Here is a 14,732-nt window from a genome sequence, read left to right on the forward strand (position 1 = left end):
GGGGTGGGGGTACGCGACGTCGGCGCGAGACGGCTGCCTCACGCGCGCACGAGCCGGTCGGCGGCGTGGCCCGCGCGAGCGCGGGACCGGGGGCGAGCGGGGGCGGGTTCGCCGACGACCTCGCTGGCACGCTCGGCGGCTCGGGCCACGGGGCGCTCGGCGTCCGGCAGCCCGAGCGTCGTGCGGAGCGTGCGCGGCGCGGGGGCGGCCACCGCCCGCACGCCGTCCCGCACGAGCCGCGGGAGCACGCCGTCGACAAGGGCGTCGAGGTCCGGACCGAGCGACGAGGGGCGCAGCAGGAAACCGTCCGACGCGCCGGCGTCGCGCCAGTCGACGATCGTCTCCGCGAGGTCGTCCGGCGTCCCGGCCACCACCAGCAGGCCGCCGGAGGTCTCGGGTCCCTCGAGCGCCTCGACGAGCTCCAGCCGCGCCTGCGCACTGGCGCGGTCCTCGGCCAGCACGACGTACGCCTCCGTGAGCACCCGCAGCGAGTCGGGGTCGCGGCCCGCCGCCTCGGCAGCGTCGCGCAACCGGGTGCGCCACCGGATCGCACGGGCCGGCGCGGTGGCGGCCACCCGCGCGACGTCCGCCGTCCGGGCGGCGAGGTCGAGCGCCGCCTCGCTCCGGACGGAGACGACGACGGGCGGGCGGACCTGCCGCGGACGGGCGCCTCCCGTTCCGTCGGGTGCCTGGCCGTCGGCGGCCGGCCCCTCGGCGGGGCGGTGGCGGCGTACCGCGAACCGGATGCCGTCGTGGTCCACGCGGAAGCGTCCCTCGCCGTCGACGGCGACGCCCCCGGCCGCCTCCCCCGTCGCACGCCCGTCCCAGTGCCGCACGACCTGAGCGACGACGTCGCCGGCCTGCGCGGCCCAGGCGTCGTCCTGCACGACGGCGCCGGTGGGGAGGCCGACCTGCCAACCCGCCCGACCCGCGCTCGTCTGGTCGACGCGGACGATCGCCTGGGCGACGTGCGCCGGGTCCACGTGCGCGGTGTCGACGGCGGCGACGAGCCCGGCCCGCTTCGTGTGCGGGGCCACGCGGGCGGCGGCGACGGCGGCGTCGAGCCGGCCCGTCACCTGGCGCCGGCCGGGGTGCAGCAGGAACCCCTCGTCGAGGGTGACGAGGTCGAGGCCGCCGTCGTCGGCCTTGCGGACGAGCTGGACGAACCGCTCGGCGTCGAAGGACCGCGGCTGCACGATGCCGCGTGCCCGGTGTACTCCGGGCCGGGCACCGGCGGCCGTGAGGTCGACGCCGAGGACGAGGGGGGACGGGGCGGTGGGCAGGAGGTGCGGCACGTCGACTCCGATCGGGGCACGGCGGACGGGCGCGCTCGGGGCGCGGGTCGAGGACCCGCGGGCGCGCGCCGCTGCCGGGAGGACAGGGGAGGAAGGCCCGCCGAGAAGGGCGGGCGGGGCCGTGTGCGGCCGGGACCCGGTGGGTGCCGGGCCGTCAGGCGGTCCGGCCGCCGCGGGGGCGGCGGACGGTCAGGCCGCGGTCAGCGGCGTCGACACCACGTCCGCGCGGTCGGGGTCCGCATGCTCGACGCGCTCGACGTCCGCGGCAGGCCCGGCACGTGCGGCGCCCGGGACGACAGGGGGCGCATCGTGATCGCGTCGCGGTGCATGCTCGTCCTCTCCTGGTCCCCGCCGAGGCGGGGGTCGCGTGTTGCCGCGCCGTCGGCGACGGCGGGCCTGGTCCTCACCCGGGGCACCCACCCGCGCTGGGGGTTGCCGTCCGACGAGCCGGGGCTTCGCGTCGGAGCTCATGACCGACCGGGTCGTGCGGTCGCACCGCCTCGCGGCGCCGCGGCCACCTGACCCGGTGCGCAGGAACGTAGGTGCCGGGACAGGGGGTGTCAACGGTTCTCCGGCACCGTCTCGAATACCGAACAGATCCGATGGGGTTTATCGGATTTCGAGGTCATGGCGAATCCCGTCTACCGTGGACGTCGTGAGCCAGACCGCAGGGCACGGACCCGAGCACCACACCCCCGAGGTCGCCGAGATCCGGGAGCTGGTGGACCAGCTGCGCCGGCTCGTGCTGACGTACAAGTTCGGGATCGACGAGGTCATGACGAAGATCTCGATCCTGCGCGACGAATTCCGGCTCATGCAGAACTACAACCCGGTGGAGCACGTGGGCTCGCGCCTCAAGTCGCTCGAGTCGATCGTGGCGAAGTGCCGTCGCAAGGGCATCCCGCTCACGCCCGACGGCGTGCGCCAGCAGATGTTCGACGTCGCGGGCGTCCGCGTCACCTGCAGCTTCGTCTCGGACCTCTACAAGGTGCGGGACATGCTGACCAACCAGGCCGACCTCACCGTCCTGGAGGAGCGCGACTACATCGCCCACCCCAAGCCGAACGGGTACAAGTCCCTGCACCTCATCGTCCAGGTGCCCGTGTACCTCTCCGACCGGGTCGAGCACGTCGTCGTCGAGATCCAGCTGCGCACCATCGCCATGGACTTCTGGGCGAGCCTCGAGCACAAGATCTACTACAAGTACGCGCGCGACGTGCCGCGCCACCTCACGGACTCTCTCAAGCTCGCGGCCGACGTGGCCGCGTCGCTCGACAGCTCCATGGAACGCATCCATGACGAGGTCAAGGCCATCGCCGGCGAGGCGGAGCCGGCCGAGCAGCGGGACTCGCTGCTCACCCCCGAGGAGATGCTCCGGAACTTCTGGACGGCCGCCAAGGCCGAGGGGGACGTGCTCCGCACGACGCGCGAGAGCTGACGCGACCATGGGACCCACGGAGCACCAGGACCTCGCCGCCGCCGTCGCGCTCGCCCTGCCCGGCACCACCCGCACCTGGCCGTTCGGCCCCGAGCACGACGTGTTCAAGGTCCAGGGCAAGGTGTTCTGCATGACCACCGACGTCACCGGCACCCCGCTGGTCACCCTCAAGTGCGCGCCCGAGGACGGCGTGGCCCTGCGCCAGGAGCACCAGCACGTCAGCGTCGGATACCACATGAACAAGCGGCACTGGATCTCGGTGTCCGCGGGCGCCGGCATCACGCCGGAGCTCGTCGAGGAGCTGGTGCTCGACGCGTACGCGCTCGTGGTCGCCTCGCTCCCCCGGCGCCTGCGCCCGGTCGACCTCGACGACACCGAACGGCTCCGCACCGGCATCCAGGACGTGCTGGCGGGCCGGCCCGCGGCGCCCCCGGACGCCTAGTCGGTGAGGTAGAGCCGCGCGTCGACAGGGCTGAGCTGGACCGAGGTGAACGCGCTGCGGTCGTCGGTGAACACTGTGCTCACGTCCGCGGCGTCGAGGTCGATGGCCACGACCTTCGGCCCGCCCGCGGGCGCGGTGACGTCCACGAGGGCACGGTCGGCGCCGACGCGCATCCGGCCAGGGCGAGGACGGGGACGACGGCGACCCCGGTGAGCAGCCGAGGGACCCCGCGGCTCACGCGGGCACCTCTGCCCCGCCGCCGGACGGCACCAGGACGTCGCTCATGTCGCCCTCGCGCCACTCGGCGAGGAGGCGGTGGAACGCGACCGGGCCAGGGCTGTACGACGTCGGGGTCGCGCGGCGCGTGCCTTCGCCGTTGTAGTAGCCGGGGGTGCACTCGGCGAGGAAGGTCGAGTTGTCGACCGCGACCTCGAGGATCGTGTCGCACCAGGCCTGCTCCGCCTCGCGCGTCGGCTCGACGTACCGGGCGCCCGTCTTGCGTGCCTGCGCGAGGATCGCCGCGATGTGCTCGGCCTGCTCGGTGAGGATGTGCACGAAGTTCACGGAGTTGGCGTTCTGCATCGCCCCGAGGTGGAACAGGTTCGGGAAGCCGTGAGAGATGAACCCGTGCAGGGTGCGCGGCCCGCGGCCCCACGCCTCGAGCAGCGCCTGCCCGCCGCGTCCGTGCACCGGCATCGTGCCCGAGACCACGCCGGAGACCCCGACCTCGAACCCGGTCGCGAAGACGACGCAGTCCACCTCGTACGCCGCCTCCCCCACGACGACGGCCGTCTCGGTCATCCGGGTGACGCCGCCGTGGTCGGCGGTGTCCACCAAGGTGACGTCGGGGCGGTTGAAGGCCTGGAGGTACTGGTCGGAGAACCCGGGGCGCTTGCACATGTACCGGTACCAGGGCTGGAGCGCGGCGGCCGTGGCCGGATCCGCGACGAGCCGCGCCACGCGGGCACGGATCTCCTCCATCTTCGTGAGGTCCGCGAGCTCGTCGAGGTGCTCCCGCTCCGCCGGGTCCAGCGACTCGTCGACGGCGCCGGTGATCATCTGCCGCTGCAGGCGCGCCGTGGACGTCCAGCCGTCGCGGGTGAGGTCCTCCGCGACGTCCTCGCCCGAGAGGATCGCGAGGAAGTTCTCCATCCGCTCGCGCTGCCACCCGGGCGCGAGCGAGGCGGCCCACTGCGGGTCGGTGGGCCGGTTGTCACGCACGTCCACCGACGACGGGGTGCGCTGCATGACGTACAGGTGCGCCGCGTCGCGGGCCACGTGCGGGATCACCTGCAGCCCGGTCGCGCCCGTGCCGACCACGGCGACCCGCTTGTCCGCGAGCCCGGTCATCCCGCCGTCGCCGCTGCCGCCGGTGTAGCCGTAGTCCCAGCGGCTGGTGTGGAACGTGTGCCCACGGAAGTCCTCGATGCCCGGGATGCCCGGCAGCTTCGGCTGGGTGAGGGTGCCGGAGGAGACGACCACGTACCGGGCACGCATCGCGTCCCCCCTGTCGGTGCGCACGAGCCACTCGGCCGCCCCCTGGTCCCACGCGAGCTCCGTGACGCGGGTGTGGAAGACCGCGTCCCGGTACAGCCCGTACTGCTCGGCGATCCGGACCGCGTGCTGCCGAATCTCCTCGCCGGGCGCGTAGCGCCACCGCGGCACGTACCCGGTCTCCTCCAGCAGCGGCATGTACACGTACGACTCGATGTCGCAGTGGATGCCCGGGTAGCGGTTCCAGTACCAGGTGCCGCCGAAGTCGCCGGCCTCGTCCATCATCCGCACCGACCCGAACCCCGCCTCGCGCAGCCGGGCCCCGGTGACCAGGCCGCCGAAGCCGCCGCCCACGACCAGCACCTCCACCCGGTCGGTCATCGGCTCGCGCTCCGTCCGCTCCGTGTACGGGTCCTTCGCGTAGTAGCCGAACTCCCCCGCGGCACGCCGGTACTGCGTCGCCCCGTCGGGGCGCAGGCGACGGGCACGCTCGTGGCGGTACCTCTCGCGCAGTGCGTCGACGTCGACGGGCGGGACGACGTCGGCAGGAAGGATCGGGGCGTCGGGCATGGCGGGTTCCTCTCGTCGGACGGTGGACGAGCCGGGACCGACCGGCGCGCGGACGCGGGAACGAGCCCGGCCCCTTCGCCGTGTGCGGCGGCGCCCCCGAGACCTCCGAGCGACGCCGCCATGAAACGTACATCAAGGTACGTTTTCACCCGCAGCTCCCCCGCCGCGTGTCCCGCACGATGGATACGCTCGCCACCATGGCCGACCCGACCCGGCGCGACGCCGCACGCAACCGCGCCCGACTCCTCGTGGCCGCGCGCCAGGTCTTCGCCACCCACGGCCCCGCCGCGCCGCTCGAGACGGTCGCCGCCGAGGCCGGCGTCAGCCGCACCACGCTGCACCGGCACTTCGCGAGCCGGGAGGCTCTGGCGTCGGCCGTCCTCGAGCAGAACGTCGCCGATCTCGAGTCGCGCGCCGCTGCGCTGGTCGACGCCGACTCCGGCGTGGTCACCCTGCTCCACCACGCGCTGGATGTGCAGGTCGCCTCACCGTCCTTCGCGCTGGTCGCTCTCAGCGACTCCCCGGCCCTGGGCGACCTCGCGCGGCGCACCGCGGCCGCGTTCGAGCCGCTCCTCGCTCGCGGCCTCGCGGCCGGCGTCGTGCACCCCGGCGTGACGACACAACACCTCATGCTCGCGCTGCCCATGGCGATGTCCGCGCTCGCCCTGGAGCGGCACGGCCGCGGATCGGCAGAGGGCACGCAGGCGCGGGAGATCGTGCACCGTGGACTGTTCACGACCGCTCCCCCGGGGCTCTGAGGTCGCGGCCGGAGCAGCAGCACAGGCGCGTCGGCGGCCGCTACGAGGAGGCGAGGAGCGCGGTGCAGTGCTCGAGGAGGTCGCGGTTCCCGCCCACGACGTCGCGCTCGGTCATGTCGTACCGCTCCTCGCCGGCCACGCCGACGTCCTCGATCGCGAGGCCCGCGGCGGCGCCGGACCGGACCATCCGGCGCACCGCGAGCGCGAACCCGATCCCGGGCGGCAGCGGCGGGAGCGTGCGGTGGGCCGCGTGGTAGGCGTACTGGACGTCGTCGCCGGTCCACACGTTCGCGCCGCCCCCGCCGGTGGCCGCGCCGACCGCGACGACCCGCCCGATGCCGTGGTCCACGATCCCCGCGGCGAAGAGGTCGCCGCAGGAGTAGGTGTTGGCGTCCACGACGGCGACGACGTGTCCGCGGTACGCGCGCTCCGCGCCGTTGCAGAGCTCGGGGTCGGCCAGGGGCAGGTGCTGGGAGAACTCCTCGCCGAGGTCGAGGGCGGTGCGCAGGGAACCGGCCCAGTCGGCGAGGTCCGCCCCGTTGCCGTCCGCCTCGGCGATGTCGGCCATCGCCGGCGTCGCGCGGCACGCGAACCGCGCCGGCTCGATGCGCCGGTCCGTGAAGAGCTGGAAGAGCCGCTCGGCGGCGTCGACGACGCCGCCCGGGTTGGACCGGAGGTCGACGACGAGGCCGGCCGCGGGCAGCCGGCGCAGGAGCCGGGCGACCTCGTCGGCGAACCGAGCGGGGTGGCGCACGTCGAACGTCCAGATCCGCAGGTACCCGAACGTGCCGTGCGACGTCGTCACGGGCCGGGCCGCGAGGGCGTCGGCGAAGCTGGTGCGCAGCCAGCCCGACCCTTTCGCCTGGGGCGCGGCGGCACGCCGGTCGGCCTCCCACAGGTCGGTGGCGAACAGCAGCTTGCGGGCGCGCCGGGCCGTCTCCCCGACGACGTCGATCCCCCGGCGTGTCCGGGTCTCCACCCGGTCGTCGGCGGTCGCAGCGGACTCCGGGCGGATCGCGCGCCACTCGAACCGGGCCGTGCGGTCGGGGTCGTCGGCGGGGTCCTCGGGGTGCCGGTACCCGACGTCGACCCAGAGCTCGTCCGGCGGGGGCAGGTAGGCGAGCGGTCGCTGGGTGAGCGTCTCGAGGGCCCGCGCCCGGCGGGCGTCCGGCCGCCCTCCGGTCAGGGTGTCGGCGAACTGGTCGACCGCGCGCGTGAAGGGCACGGCGTTCCAGGTGATGAGCCGTACCCCGGGGACGAACGCCGGGTCGGGCACGCCGTCGGTGGTCTTGGTGACCAGGAATGTGGGCGCCGTGTACGGGCCGAACGACTCGACGAGGAACGGCAGCGCGGCCACGTACGGGTCCGCTCCCGGCGCGCCGACGAACAGCTGGGTGTGCTGGTCGCGCAACCGGTTGACGATCCTGCTGAGCGCGCGCAGGAACCCGGCGCTGTCGAGGAGGGGGATCTCCCGGCGCAGCGCCGCGAGCGCCCGCAACGGGTCGTACCCGTAGAGCGCGCGCTTCTGCCCGTAGTGCACGTAGACGTCGGCGAGCAGCGTGGTCCAGAGGTCGACGAGGTCGTGCTGCTGCGTCGCGGTGAGCGCCACCGGCTCCGGCCCCTGCTCGGCCCGGGACGGGACGACGTCGTCGAGGCGGCTGCCGGTACGGGCCCGGGCGGCCGCCGGGCTCGGGGGCGTCACGACCCGAACCGCGCGCGCAGCGGCGCGAGCACGCCGTCCGGGATCGGCGCGGCGTCGAGGAGGTCGAAGTACGCCGCGTCGTGCTCCAGCGCGGGCACCGGGGGGATCCGCACGGTGTCGGGGTTCTTGGGCGGGCCGGCGCGCCCGGTCCGCCGGGTGTCGGGCATGTCGAGGAAAAGCTCGAGGTCGGCGTCCGGGGCGAAGCGGGGCCCCGCGGAGGCGCGGGCCTGGGCGGTCGCGATGGCCTGCTGGGGGTCCTGCTGCACCGCGCGCAGCGTGTCCATGACGGCGCGCCACGACCAGGCCTTCTGTGGGTCCGTCGGGTCGGGCATCGCCACCCGGCGCCGTCGGCCGCCGACGGTGGCGGTGAAGCTCGGCGGCGCACCGGCCGCGGTCATGAGGCTCGAGTCCCCGTAGCGAGGGACGCCGCCGACGACGACGAGGGCGACGTCCCGCTCCCGGGCCGCGACGACGCGCGTCCAGGCGTCCCCGCGCCCGCGCCCCCGCACGACAGTGACGTCCGCGAGCGCCCCCGGGACGAGTCGGCCGACGGGACGGTGCCAGCACCGTTCGAGGAGCGCGCCGGGGTTGCTGGTCACCATCTCGACGATCTGCGCGTCGGTGAGGTCGTACCCGAGGTGGTCGGCGGCGATGCGGGCCACCTTCATCTCGCCGAGGAGGTTCTTCGTGCCGGACGGGCCCCAGTCGCTGCCCAGGCAGACGGTGACGCCGCGGGCCCGGGCGTCGTCGACGAGCGTGGTCTCGGCATAGAGCAGGAGGTTGGACAGCGGGGACCAGACGACGCCGCCTGCGTCGGCCTGCTCCCACCGGGCCCACTCGTCGGCGTCGACCGCGCACGCGTGGACGGCCAGCAGCGTCGGGAGCAGCCCGTCGGCACGGTCCAGGTCGGTGTAGTCGGCCAGGACGCGGGACCCCCGACGCCCCTCGGCACAGTGGTAGATGAACCCGGAGCCGGCGGCCATGCGCCGGACGGCGGTGGTGAGCGCCTCGCCCGTCTTGGTCACGACGGAGGTGTAGACGAGGTCGTCCCGCCCGGTGCCGACGTCCTCGGCGTCGACGTTGCGCATGACGGTGCGGTACCCGCGGTTCGCGGTGGGCCAGCCCTGCGCCGCGGCCGCTCCCCCGGCCATGGCGCGCACCTGGACGTAGGCGAGCAGGGCCTCGGGGCAGGCCTTGGCGTACACCCAGGCGGGCTCGGTGATCGACTCGGTGTACGTGTCGGCGTCGGGCCAGTGCTTGTTGTGCAGCCACGGCTCGGTGCGGCCCGGCTCCGTCCAGAGCGGCAGCGCGTTGTAGGCCAGGTGGTTGTGCATGTCGACGAACCCCGGCAGCACCGTGGCCTCGCCGACGTCGACCTCCGTGGCGCGGGAGAAGCCGCCGACCCGCCGACTGCCGCGGGTGACGTCGACGACCGTGTCCCCGTCGATCCAGACCCGCCCGCGCTCCGGCGGCTGCGTCGCACCCCGCGACATCGGCGCGACGTTCCCCGTGATGACCAGCTGCGCCATGGCCGTCCCCCTGCGGTCGATCCCGGCGGGACGGGCGCCCGCACCGGGACTGTTGCCTCATTGTCGCCACGGGCGGCGGTGTCCCACCGGCTGCGCGGGCCGACTTCACCCGGTCCCGGGCGTGCGTGCGGCGTCCCCGCGTCGCTCCCTGTCGGTGGAGGGGTCGGTCGAGACGGCCGACCGTGACCGCCGACCGTGCCGGCCCGAGGAGGCGCCATGATCACCGACCCGTTCGACACCGGGCCCACCGGCCGGTTCCGGACGCTGTGCCGCACCTACCCGGACGACACCGTGTTCCGTGGCGCCGACGGCTTCCGCCCCCTCTGGGGGCCGGTGTTCTACCGCGGGCGGGCGAACGGGACCGCCCGGCTGCTCGTCGTCGGGCAGGACCCGGCCCAGACCGAGGCGTTCACGCGGCGCATCCTGTCCGGGCAGGCCGGGCGCCGGGTGCAGGGATTCGTCGAGAAGCTCGGGTTCACGCACGGCTACCTCATGGTGAACGCGTTCCTCTACGGCATCTTCAACCAGGACATGGCGCTGCCGCACCTGAACGACCCGGAGGTCGTCGCCTACCGCCACCGGTGGTTCGCGGCGGCGCTCGCGCCCGGTCGCATCGAGGCGGTGGTGACCTTCGGCACCCCGGCCTTCCAGGCGTGGCGCACGTTCGTGACCTCGCCCGAGGGGTCCGGGGTCTCGGTCTTCCACCAGCGCGCCCTGCACCCGACGGCCGACAAGCCGGGCGGGCCGATCAGCCGCCGGGACCTGCTCGACAACTGGAACGTGGCGCTGGAGCGTCTGCACGACCGGCTCGGCACGCCGGACGTCGCGCAGCCCCTCGTCCCCTACGGCGCCGACTTCGCGCCCGGCGAGCTGCCCGAGATCCCGAGCCGCGACCTCCCGGCGGGCATCCCGGCATGGATGCGCAGCACCGACTTCTGGGCGACTCTCGGCAACCCGCCGGGCAACGAGCGTGCCAACATCACCGTCGAGGTGCCGGCGCCCTGAGGACGCCCCGCCGCATCGCGACCACCGCGTGCGTCGACGGGTGCCACCACCGCTACCCACACGCTGTCGGGGTCGCTCTACCCTGTAGTGGGACCCGCCGTTCCTTGCCGCCCACCATCGGCGGCGTGAGGTGCTGCCGACTCCCGTCGAGGGGGTGCCGTGAAGCTGGGGACCGTCGTTCGAGACTTGGAACGGTCCGAGCGCGAGCTCGCTCGACGCCTGGACCGCGTCGCCGAGAGCCACCAGGCCGCCCACGGGACGCTCGGCCTCGCGCACGACGTCGCCACCTGGTCACGGGAGCACGCCCGAATGATCGCGGTGGCGGTCCCGTATGACGATGTGCTGATCGACGACGAGCCCGGGTCACGGCTGGGCGTCGTCATCGGCAGGGCGCTCGGCGACAAGTTCGACGACGTGGGCGGCGCGGTGCCGAACGACGAGTCGACGCTGGCCACCCAGCCCGACGAGCTCATGCTTCTGATGGACCTCCGCGAGATCGCCATGCTCGCTTGCGGCGTCTCCATCGAATGGGGCCTGGTTGCCCAGGCGGCCGAGGCAGTCCGTGATCGGCCCCTGCTCGCACTCTGCCTGCGCTGCCGGCTCCAGACCGAGCGACAGCTCCAGTGGGCGGACAGCATGATCAGGGTCCTGGGCGCTCAGCTGTCGGCGTCGTGACGTCACCCGGGAACTCGGCCGCCGACGCGGTGCACGCCTGATCCGACGTGTCGACACTCGGAAATACCGGTCGTTTCGGCAGCAGCGCGGGAGCGCCAGGCAAGGACGGCATCCGGGCCCCTCATCCTCTGGTCGCCGTCCGGGTGACATGTGCTTCCGGTGATGGAACTCCGACCGCCCTCGGGTGCACAGTAAGAGGCACACTCGTCGAGCGCGGGGAGGACGGATGGACCAGGACAAGCCCACCGACGAAGCCCTCGAAGCGGCGCTCGCACCAGGCGTGCGACCGCCGGTAGGGCTCTACCGGTTCGATCTGACGACCGGTCGTTGGTCATGGTCCGACGAGATCTTCGCGATGCATGGATTCGCTCCCGGCGAGGTCGTACCCACCACCGAGCTCATGCTCTCTCACAAGCACGCCGCAGATCGTGATCGCGTGGACAGTGTCCTGCAACACGCCGCGGCGACCGGCGAGGCGTTCAGCTCGGTGCACCGCATCCTCGACGCCCAGGGTCGGACCCGCGTCATCGCCGTCACCGGACAGGGCCGCCGGGACACGTCGACGGGCGAGATCACGGAGCTGTTCGGGTACTTCGTCGACGTGACAGAGGCCAACCGCGAGGCCGCCCAGCGTGAGGCGACCGCCTCCATCAGGGCGGCGGCGGCGAGCCGGGCATCGATCGAGCAGGCGAAGGGTGTCCTCATGGTCGGCCTGGGGCTCGACCCGGACGAGGCGTTCGTTCGGCTCCGCGCCACCTCCAACGACCTGAACGTTCCGGTGCGCACCGTCGCGGCCTGGCTCATGGCCTGGTTCGGGCGGGAGGGCGTGACGACGTTCCCTTCGGGCGAGGAGCTCAAGCAGTTCCTCGCCGCTCCCCCGCATTCCGACACGGCCACCCGGGAGGGATGACGCGTCCTGGATCCCGGCCGCGGCGAGCGGAGGAGGTGAGCCGTTCGTGGAGGTCACGTCGACGTCGTCCCCGGAAGGTCGGCGAACGAGTAGGGCGGCCAGGGTCCGACGTAACGGATACGCACGGCGGGCAGCTCGGCCCGGATCCGGCTGAGCTCGATCCCCACCTGATCGACCTGGTCGAGCGGAACCAGGAGCGACAGTCCGAGGACGGGCACCACGCCGCGTTCCGGGTGCATGCGGCGGTTCTCGGCGATGTCCGGTGCCGTCGCGACGAGCCGACGCCGCAGCTCGGGGTAGAGGTCGCCGGCGAGAGCGGCGGTCGCATCGCGCTCGAGCTGCTCCAGCCTCTTGGTCATCAGCCGGCGGACGCCCGCGGGTCGTTCCTCGAGCTCGGCGCGCAGGGCGAGGACGCGCGGGTCGCCGGCGGCGGCCTCGTGCTGCTCGAGACCGATCTCCACCTGGAGCTCGCCGCGGCCCGTGACCTGGTCCAGTCGTGCCGTCAGCCGCGGCGCGTGCCGGTCGAGCCAGCCCGCGACCTGCCGCCGCGCCGGCGCCTGCGCGTTCCCCGCGACGATCACGTTGAAGCTCACCGGCAGCACCGCGCCGGCCTGCCACAGCCGGTCCACGACCTCGCTGTGCTCCACGACCCGGCGGCGCACGTCCTCGTCCGCGCCGCCGTACGGCCCGGACGTGTGGCGGTGCACCACCGCAGCCAGGTCGCGCGCCGAGACGCGGTGCAGGCGAGCATCGTCGATGCCGGTACCGAGGTCGCCCTCCGCGCCGCCGGCCGTCACCGCGTACAGGTAGAGGCCTTCGGTCGTCGCGGGGGTCATGTCGCCGCCCGTGGCAGCCCCCCGCCCTCGGGGTCCACCCCGAGCACGGGGTTCACGAGCCGGTCGACGACGTCGCCCACGACGTCGTCGAGCCCCCGGCGCAGATCGGCGACCGACGCCCCGAGGCCATGGTCCGCCTTGATCGACTCGAGCGCCTCGTCGAGGTCGAGCAGGGCCTGACCCAGACGCTCCTGCTCGTCGGCCGTGAGGTCGCCGCCTTCGATCCGTCGCAGCGCCTGCCCTTCGAGCGCCTCCTGGATCACCTCGACGAGGGTCACGACCAGGGTCAGGACCCCGTTCTTCAGGTTGTTCTCGTCGATGGTCAGTGGCATGGGTCGCCTCCGGAGTGCTCGTGCACGGAGCTCGTGAGTGCGCGCGCCCAGGCCGCGTCCCTGGTGGCGAGGCGCACCGTCCCCTCGTCGGCGCTCACCAGCAGGACCTGGCGGCCCACGGGAGTCCTGGCGCGGCGCACCTGGACGGTACGGATCTCGCGAGCCCGGACGGCGGGGCTCACGTCCCCGGCCCCCTGCCAGGTCAGCCCGCCCGGCCCGAGGGTTCCGGTGCCGCCCCGCCAGGCCGGCGCGCCCCTCCGCTCCTCGAGGTACCAGACCTGGGCTCGCAGCTCGGGGGCGTGCGTCGGGGCGTCGGGCCCGTGCTCGCGCAGCAGGGCCATCAGCCGGCCGGGCGCGGCCACGGAGAGGAGTGCGGTCTCCGCGCGCGTCGTCACCGCCAGGCGATCGCGGTCCTCGCCGCCCACGGACCGCTCGGTGCGGAGGTCGATGCCGATGATGTCCTCGAGGGCGGCCTGCCACAGCATCTCGCGAGGGTCCGCACGCCAGACCAGAAGACGCCGCGACGTGAGGTACACCGTGCCCGGTCGCCAGTCGCCCGGAGGGGCGTCTCGGCGGTGCCCGCCGGGCATCCGTGCGACGACCTCCTCGTCCGCGGAGAGCGGCACGTTCCGTGCCAGGGACTCCCGGACCCAGGCGCGCGTCTGCTCGTCCCAGCCGCGCATCATGCCGTGCTCGAGCATCGTCTCGACGCCGGCGACGGCGGCGCGCAGGTTCACGCCGATGAGCGGGATCCCGGCCACGGTGACGATGAGATCGAGGTCCAGGTAGACCCCCTTGTCGAGCAGTGCGTCCAGCAGGTCCGGGAGGGTGGCACCGAGGTCCCGGGTGGGTTGCAGGGCGGGCCCGACGAGACCGCCCTGCGGATGCTGTGGCGGTGCGACGGCGGCGGAGGGTTCCGTCATCCCCCGCGCCCGCCCTTGGAGCGCCCCTCGGAGCCGCCACCGTCGTCGGCCTCGTCGCCCGCGCCCGTGCCGACGCGGGACGCTTCGCTCTCGACCTCCCGCCCGGAGGCGCTTCCCCGCTGCGCCAGCGCGCTCTGCCACCCGCACCAGGGGCAGTACTCCTCGAGGAGCTGCGCGGTCGGCGCCGACTTACCGCACTCCGGACACGTCTCCTTCGGCTCGATCGCCTGCTTCCATGCCAGCGTGTCGCGGTCGGTACCCCCAGGGAACTCCAGCCCGTACCGGGCGGCCGTGTCGAACGACGCCAGCGCCGCCCGGATCCGGATGCCGAGCAGCTCCACCCCCGCGACCGACACCATGATGTCGGCGTTCACCACCAGGCCTTTGTCGAGCAAGGTCTCGACGACCTGCAGGAGCGTTCCCTCGCGGGCGCGCTGCGGCTCCATCGGGCCGGCGCCCGAGCCGGGGACCATCGTCATGCTGCGTCCCTCCCTCCTGCCTGTCGACGGATGCGCCGTCAGGTCTCGGCGCGGCCGCGCACGTAGCGACGACCCCGCGTGACACCGATCAGCCCTCCGTCGGCGTCGAGCTGCACCTCGTACTCCGCGAGCACGTCGGACGTGCTGGGCACGTGCGCGTCCTCCAGGACCTCGACGATCACCGTCCAGCCGTTCCCGTCCCGCTCGATGCCCACCACGCCCTCGGGGTCGTGATGGCTCAGTTCCTCCAGGTGCTCGACAGCGCGGCGCGCCGCCTCCTGCGCGTCGAGCCCGCCCCCCGAGGTGGCGTGCTGCTCGGGCTCGTCGTCCTGCTCGGGCTCGTC

16 protein-coding genes and 1 riboswitch are annotated in these 14,732 nt (G+C 73.9%); of the genes, 6 read left to right on the plus strand and 10 right to left on the minus strand.

Annotation, left to right across the window (positions count from 1 at the left end; translation table 11 throughout):
- Positions 1 to 38: 38 nt before the first annotated feature.
- Positions 39 to 1,295, minus strand: coding sequence for an LLM class flavin-dependent oxidoreductase (locus tag B5Y66_RS15290; protein WP_176168887.1), 1,257 nt, complete (start codon positions 1,293 to 1,295; stop codon positions 39 to 41).
- 361 nt (positions 1,296 to 1,656) lie between these two features.
- Positions 1,657 to 1,770, minus strand: a riboswitch (SAM riboswitch).
- Between the two features lie 180 nt (positions 1,771 to 1,950).
- Here B5Y66_RS15290 and B5Y66_RS15295 point away from each other — a divergent pair.
- Positions 1,951 to 2,733, plus strand: a complete 783-nt coding sequence (locus B5Y66_RS15295) for a GTP pyrophosphokinase (protein WP_176168888.1) — start codon at positions 1,951 to 1,953, stop codon at positions 2,731 to 2,733.
- A 7-nt stretch (positions 2,734 to 2,740) separates the two neighbouring features.
- Complete coding sequence (locus tag B5Y66_RS15300) at positions 2,741 to 3,175, plus strand: MmcQ/YjbR family DNA-binding protein (RefSeq protein WP_079575343.1); 435 nt, start codon at positions 2,741 to 2,743, stop codon at positions 3,173 to 3,175.
- Here B5Y66_RS15300 and B5Y66_RS22580 read toward each other — a convergent pair.
- Together B5Y66_RS22580 and B5Y66_RS15305 are read right to left on the minus strand one after the other, a co-directional pair.
- Positions 3,172 to 3,348: a hypothetical protein gene (locus B5Y66_RS22580; RefSeq protein WP_176168889.1), complete on the minus strand. Its 177-nt coding sequence runs from the start codon at positions 3,346 to 3,348 to the stop codon at positions 3,172 to 3,174. The genes B5Y66_RS15300 and B5Y66_RS22580 overlap by 4 nt on opposite strands.
- Positions 3,349 to 3,409: 61 nt before the next feature.
- Positions 3,410 to 5,239: a flavin-containing monooxygenase gene (locus B5Y66_RS15305; RefSeq protein ID WP_079575344.1), complete on the minus strand. Its 1,830-nt coding sequence runs from the start codon at positions 5,237 to 5,239 to the stop codon at positions 3,410 to 3,412.
- A gap of 197 nt (positions 5,240 to 5,436) precedes the next feature.
- Between B5Y66_RS15305 and B5Y66_RS15310 the strand changes: the two genes are divergently transcribed.
- Positions 5,437 to 5,997 (plus strand): TetR/AcrR family transcriptional regulator, encoded by a 561-nt coding sequence (locus B5Y66_RS15310; protein ID WP_079575345.1) that lies wholly within the window; start codon positions 5,437 to 5,439, stop codon positions 5,995 to 5,997.
- Positions 5,998 to 6,037: 40 nt separating this feature from the next.
- Here B5Y66_RS15310 and B5Y66_RS15315 read toward each other — a convergent pair whose 3' ends face one another.
- Positions 6,038 to 7,699 carry a S41 family peptidase gene (locus tag B5Y66_RS15315; protein ID WP_139820908.1) on the minus strand — a complete coding sequence of 554 codons (1,662 nt, stop codon included), beginning with the start codon at positions 7,697 to 7,699 and terminating at the stop codon, positions 6,038 to 6,040.
- On the minus strand, positions 7,696 to 9,228 hold the full coding sequence (locus tag B5Y66_RS15320) for an amidohydrolase family protein (protein WP_079575347.1): 1,533 nt from the start codon (positions 9,226 to 9,228) through the stop codon (positions 7,696 to 7,698). The genes B5Y66_RS15315 and B5Y66_RS15320 overlap by 4 nt, the downstream gene beginning before the upstream one ends.
- A gap of 216 nt (positions 9,229 to 9,444) precedes the next feature.
- Between B5Y66_RS15320 and B5Y66_RS15325 the strand changes: the two genes are divergently transcribed.
- The 3 genes from B5Y66_RS15325 to B5Y66_RS15335 all read left to right on the plus strand — a co-directional run bounded on the left by B5Y66_RS15325 (position 9,445) and on the right by B5Y66_RS15335 (position 11,818).
- The gene (locus tag B5Y66_RS15325; RefSeq protein WP_079575348.1) at positions 9,445 to 10,233 is read left to right on the plus strand and encodes a uracil-DNA glycosylase family protein; all 789 of its coding nucleotides are present in this window, start codon (positions 9,445 to 9,447) and stop codon (positions 10,231 to 10,233) included.
- A 159-nt stretch (positions 10,234 to 10,392) separates the two neighbouring features.
- Complete coding sequence (locus B5Y66_RS15330) at positions 10,393 to 10,908, plus strand: hypothetical protein (protein ID WP_079575349.1); 516 nt, start codon at positions 10,393 to 10,395, stop codon at positions 10,906 to 10,908.
- A 226-nt stretch (positions 10,909 to 11,134) separates the two neighbouring features.
- Entirely contained in the window at positions 11,135 to 11,818 is a 684-nt protein-coding gene (locus B5Y66_RS15335) for a PAS and ANTAR domain-containing protein (RefSeq protein ID WP_079575350.1), read from the plus strand.
- A 53-nt stretch (positions 11,819 to 11,871) separates the two neighbouring features.
- Here the strand turns inward: B5Y66_RS15335 and B5Y66_RS15340 are convergent, their stop codons facing one another.
- The 5 genes from B5Y66_RS15340 to B5Y66_RS15360 all read right to left on the minus strand — a co-directional run.
- A complete protein-coding gene (locus B5Y66_RS15340; RefSeq protein ID WP_079575351.1) occupies positions 11,872 to 12,654 on the minus strand; it encodes a GvpL/GvpF family gas vesicle protein in 783 nt (260 codons plus the stop codon).
- On the minus strand, positions 12,651 to 12,986 hold the full coding sequence (locus B5Y66_RS15345; protein ID WP_079575528.1) for a gas vesicle protein K: 336 nt from the start codon (positions 12,984 to 12,986) through the stop codon (positions 12,651 to 12,653). The genes B5Y66_RS15340 and B5Y66_RS15345 overlap by 4 nt, the downstream gene beginning before the upstream one ends.
- A complete protein-coding gene (locus B5Y66_RS22760) occupies positions 12,977 to 13,909 on the minus strand; it encodes a gas vesicle protein (protein WP_139820909.1) in 933 nt (310 codons plus the stop codon). The genes B5Y66_RS15345 and B5Y66_RS22760 overlap by 10 nt, the downstream gene beginning before the upstream one ends.
- A complete protein-coding gene (locus B5Y66_RS23175; protein WP_281252017.1) occupies positions 13,906 to 14,388 on the minus strand; it encodes a gas vesicle protein in 483 nt (160 codons plus the stop codon). The genes B5Y66_RS22760 and B5Y66_RS23175 overlap by 4 nt, the downstream gene beginning before the upstream one ends.
- A 38-nt stretch (positions 14,389 to 14,426) precedes the next feature.
- Positions 14,427 to 14,732 (minus strand): gas vesicle protein GvpO (locus B5Y66_RS15360; protein WP_079575352.1); only part of this gene is annotated, 306 nt, incomplete at its 5' end.

Source organism: Krasilnikoviella flava, from assembly GCF_900167525.1.
GTDB lineage: Bacteria > Actinomycetota > Actinomycetes > Actinomycetales > Cellulomonadaceae > Isoptericola > Isoptericola flavus.

What these genes read in the sequence shown, in the direction of transcription:
- B5Y66_RS15305 (WP_079575344.1), bottom strand. Translation starts at nt 5,239, where the DNA reads ATGCCCGACGCCCCGATCCTTCCTGCCGACGTCGTCCCGCCCGTCGAC.
- B5Y66_RS15340 (WP_079575351.1), bottom strand. Translation starts at nt 12,654, where the DNA reads ATGACCCCCGCGACGACCGAAGGCCTCTACCTGTACGCGGTGACGGCC.
- B5Y66_RS15300 (WP_079575343.1), top strand. Translation starts at nt 2,741, where the DNA reads ATGGGACCCACGGAGCACCAGGACCTCGCCGCCGCCGTCGCGCTCGCC.
- B5Y66_RS23175 (WP_281252017.1), bottom strand. Translation starts at nt 14,388, where the DNA reads ATGACGATGGTCCCCGGCTCGGGCGCCGGCCCGATGGAGCCGCAGCGC.
- B5Y66_RS15335 (WP_079575350.1), top strand. Translation starts at nt 11,135, where the DNA reads ATGGACCAGGACAAGCCCACCGACGAAGCCCTCGAAGCGGCGCTCGCA.
- B5Y66_RS15325 (WP_079575348.1), top strand. Translation starts at nt 9,445, where the DNA reads ATGATCACCGACCCGTTCGACACCGGGCCCACCGGCCGGTTCCGGACG.
- B5Y66_RS15320 (WP_079575347.1), bottom strand. Translation starts at nt 9,228, where the DNA reads ATGGCGCAGCTGGTCATCACGGGGAACGTCGCGCCGATGTCGCGGGGT.
- B5Y66_RS15345 (WP_079575528.1), bottom strand. Translation starts at nt 12,986, where the DNA reads ATGCCACTGACCATCGACGAGAACAACCTGAAGAACGGGGTCCTGACC.
- B5Y66_RS15310 (WP_079575345.1), top strand. Translation starts at nt 5,437, where the DNA reads ATGGCCGACCCGACCCGGCGCGACGCCGCACGCAACCGCGCCCGACTC.
- B5Y66_RS22760 (WP_139820909.1), bottom strand. Translation starts at nt 13,909, where the DNA reads ATGACGGAACCCTCCGCCGCCGTCGCACCGCCACAGCATCCGCAGGGC.
- B5Y66_RS22580 (WP_176168889.1), bottom strand. Translation starts at nt 3,348, where the DNA reads ATGCGCGTCGGCGCCGACCGTGCCCTCGTGGACGTCACCGCGCCCGCG.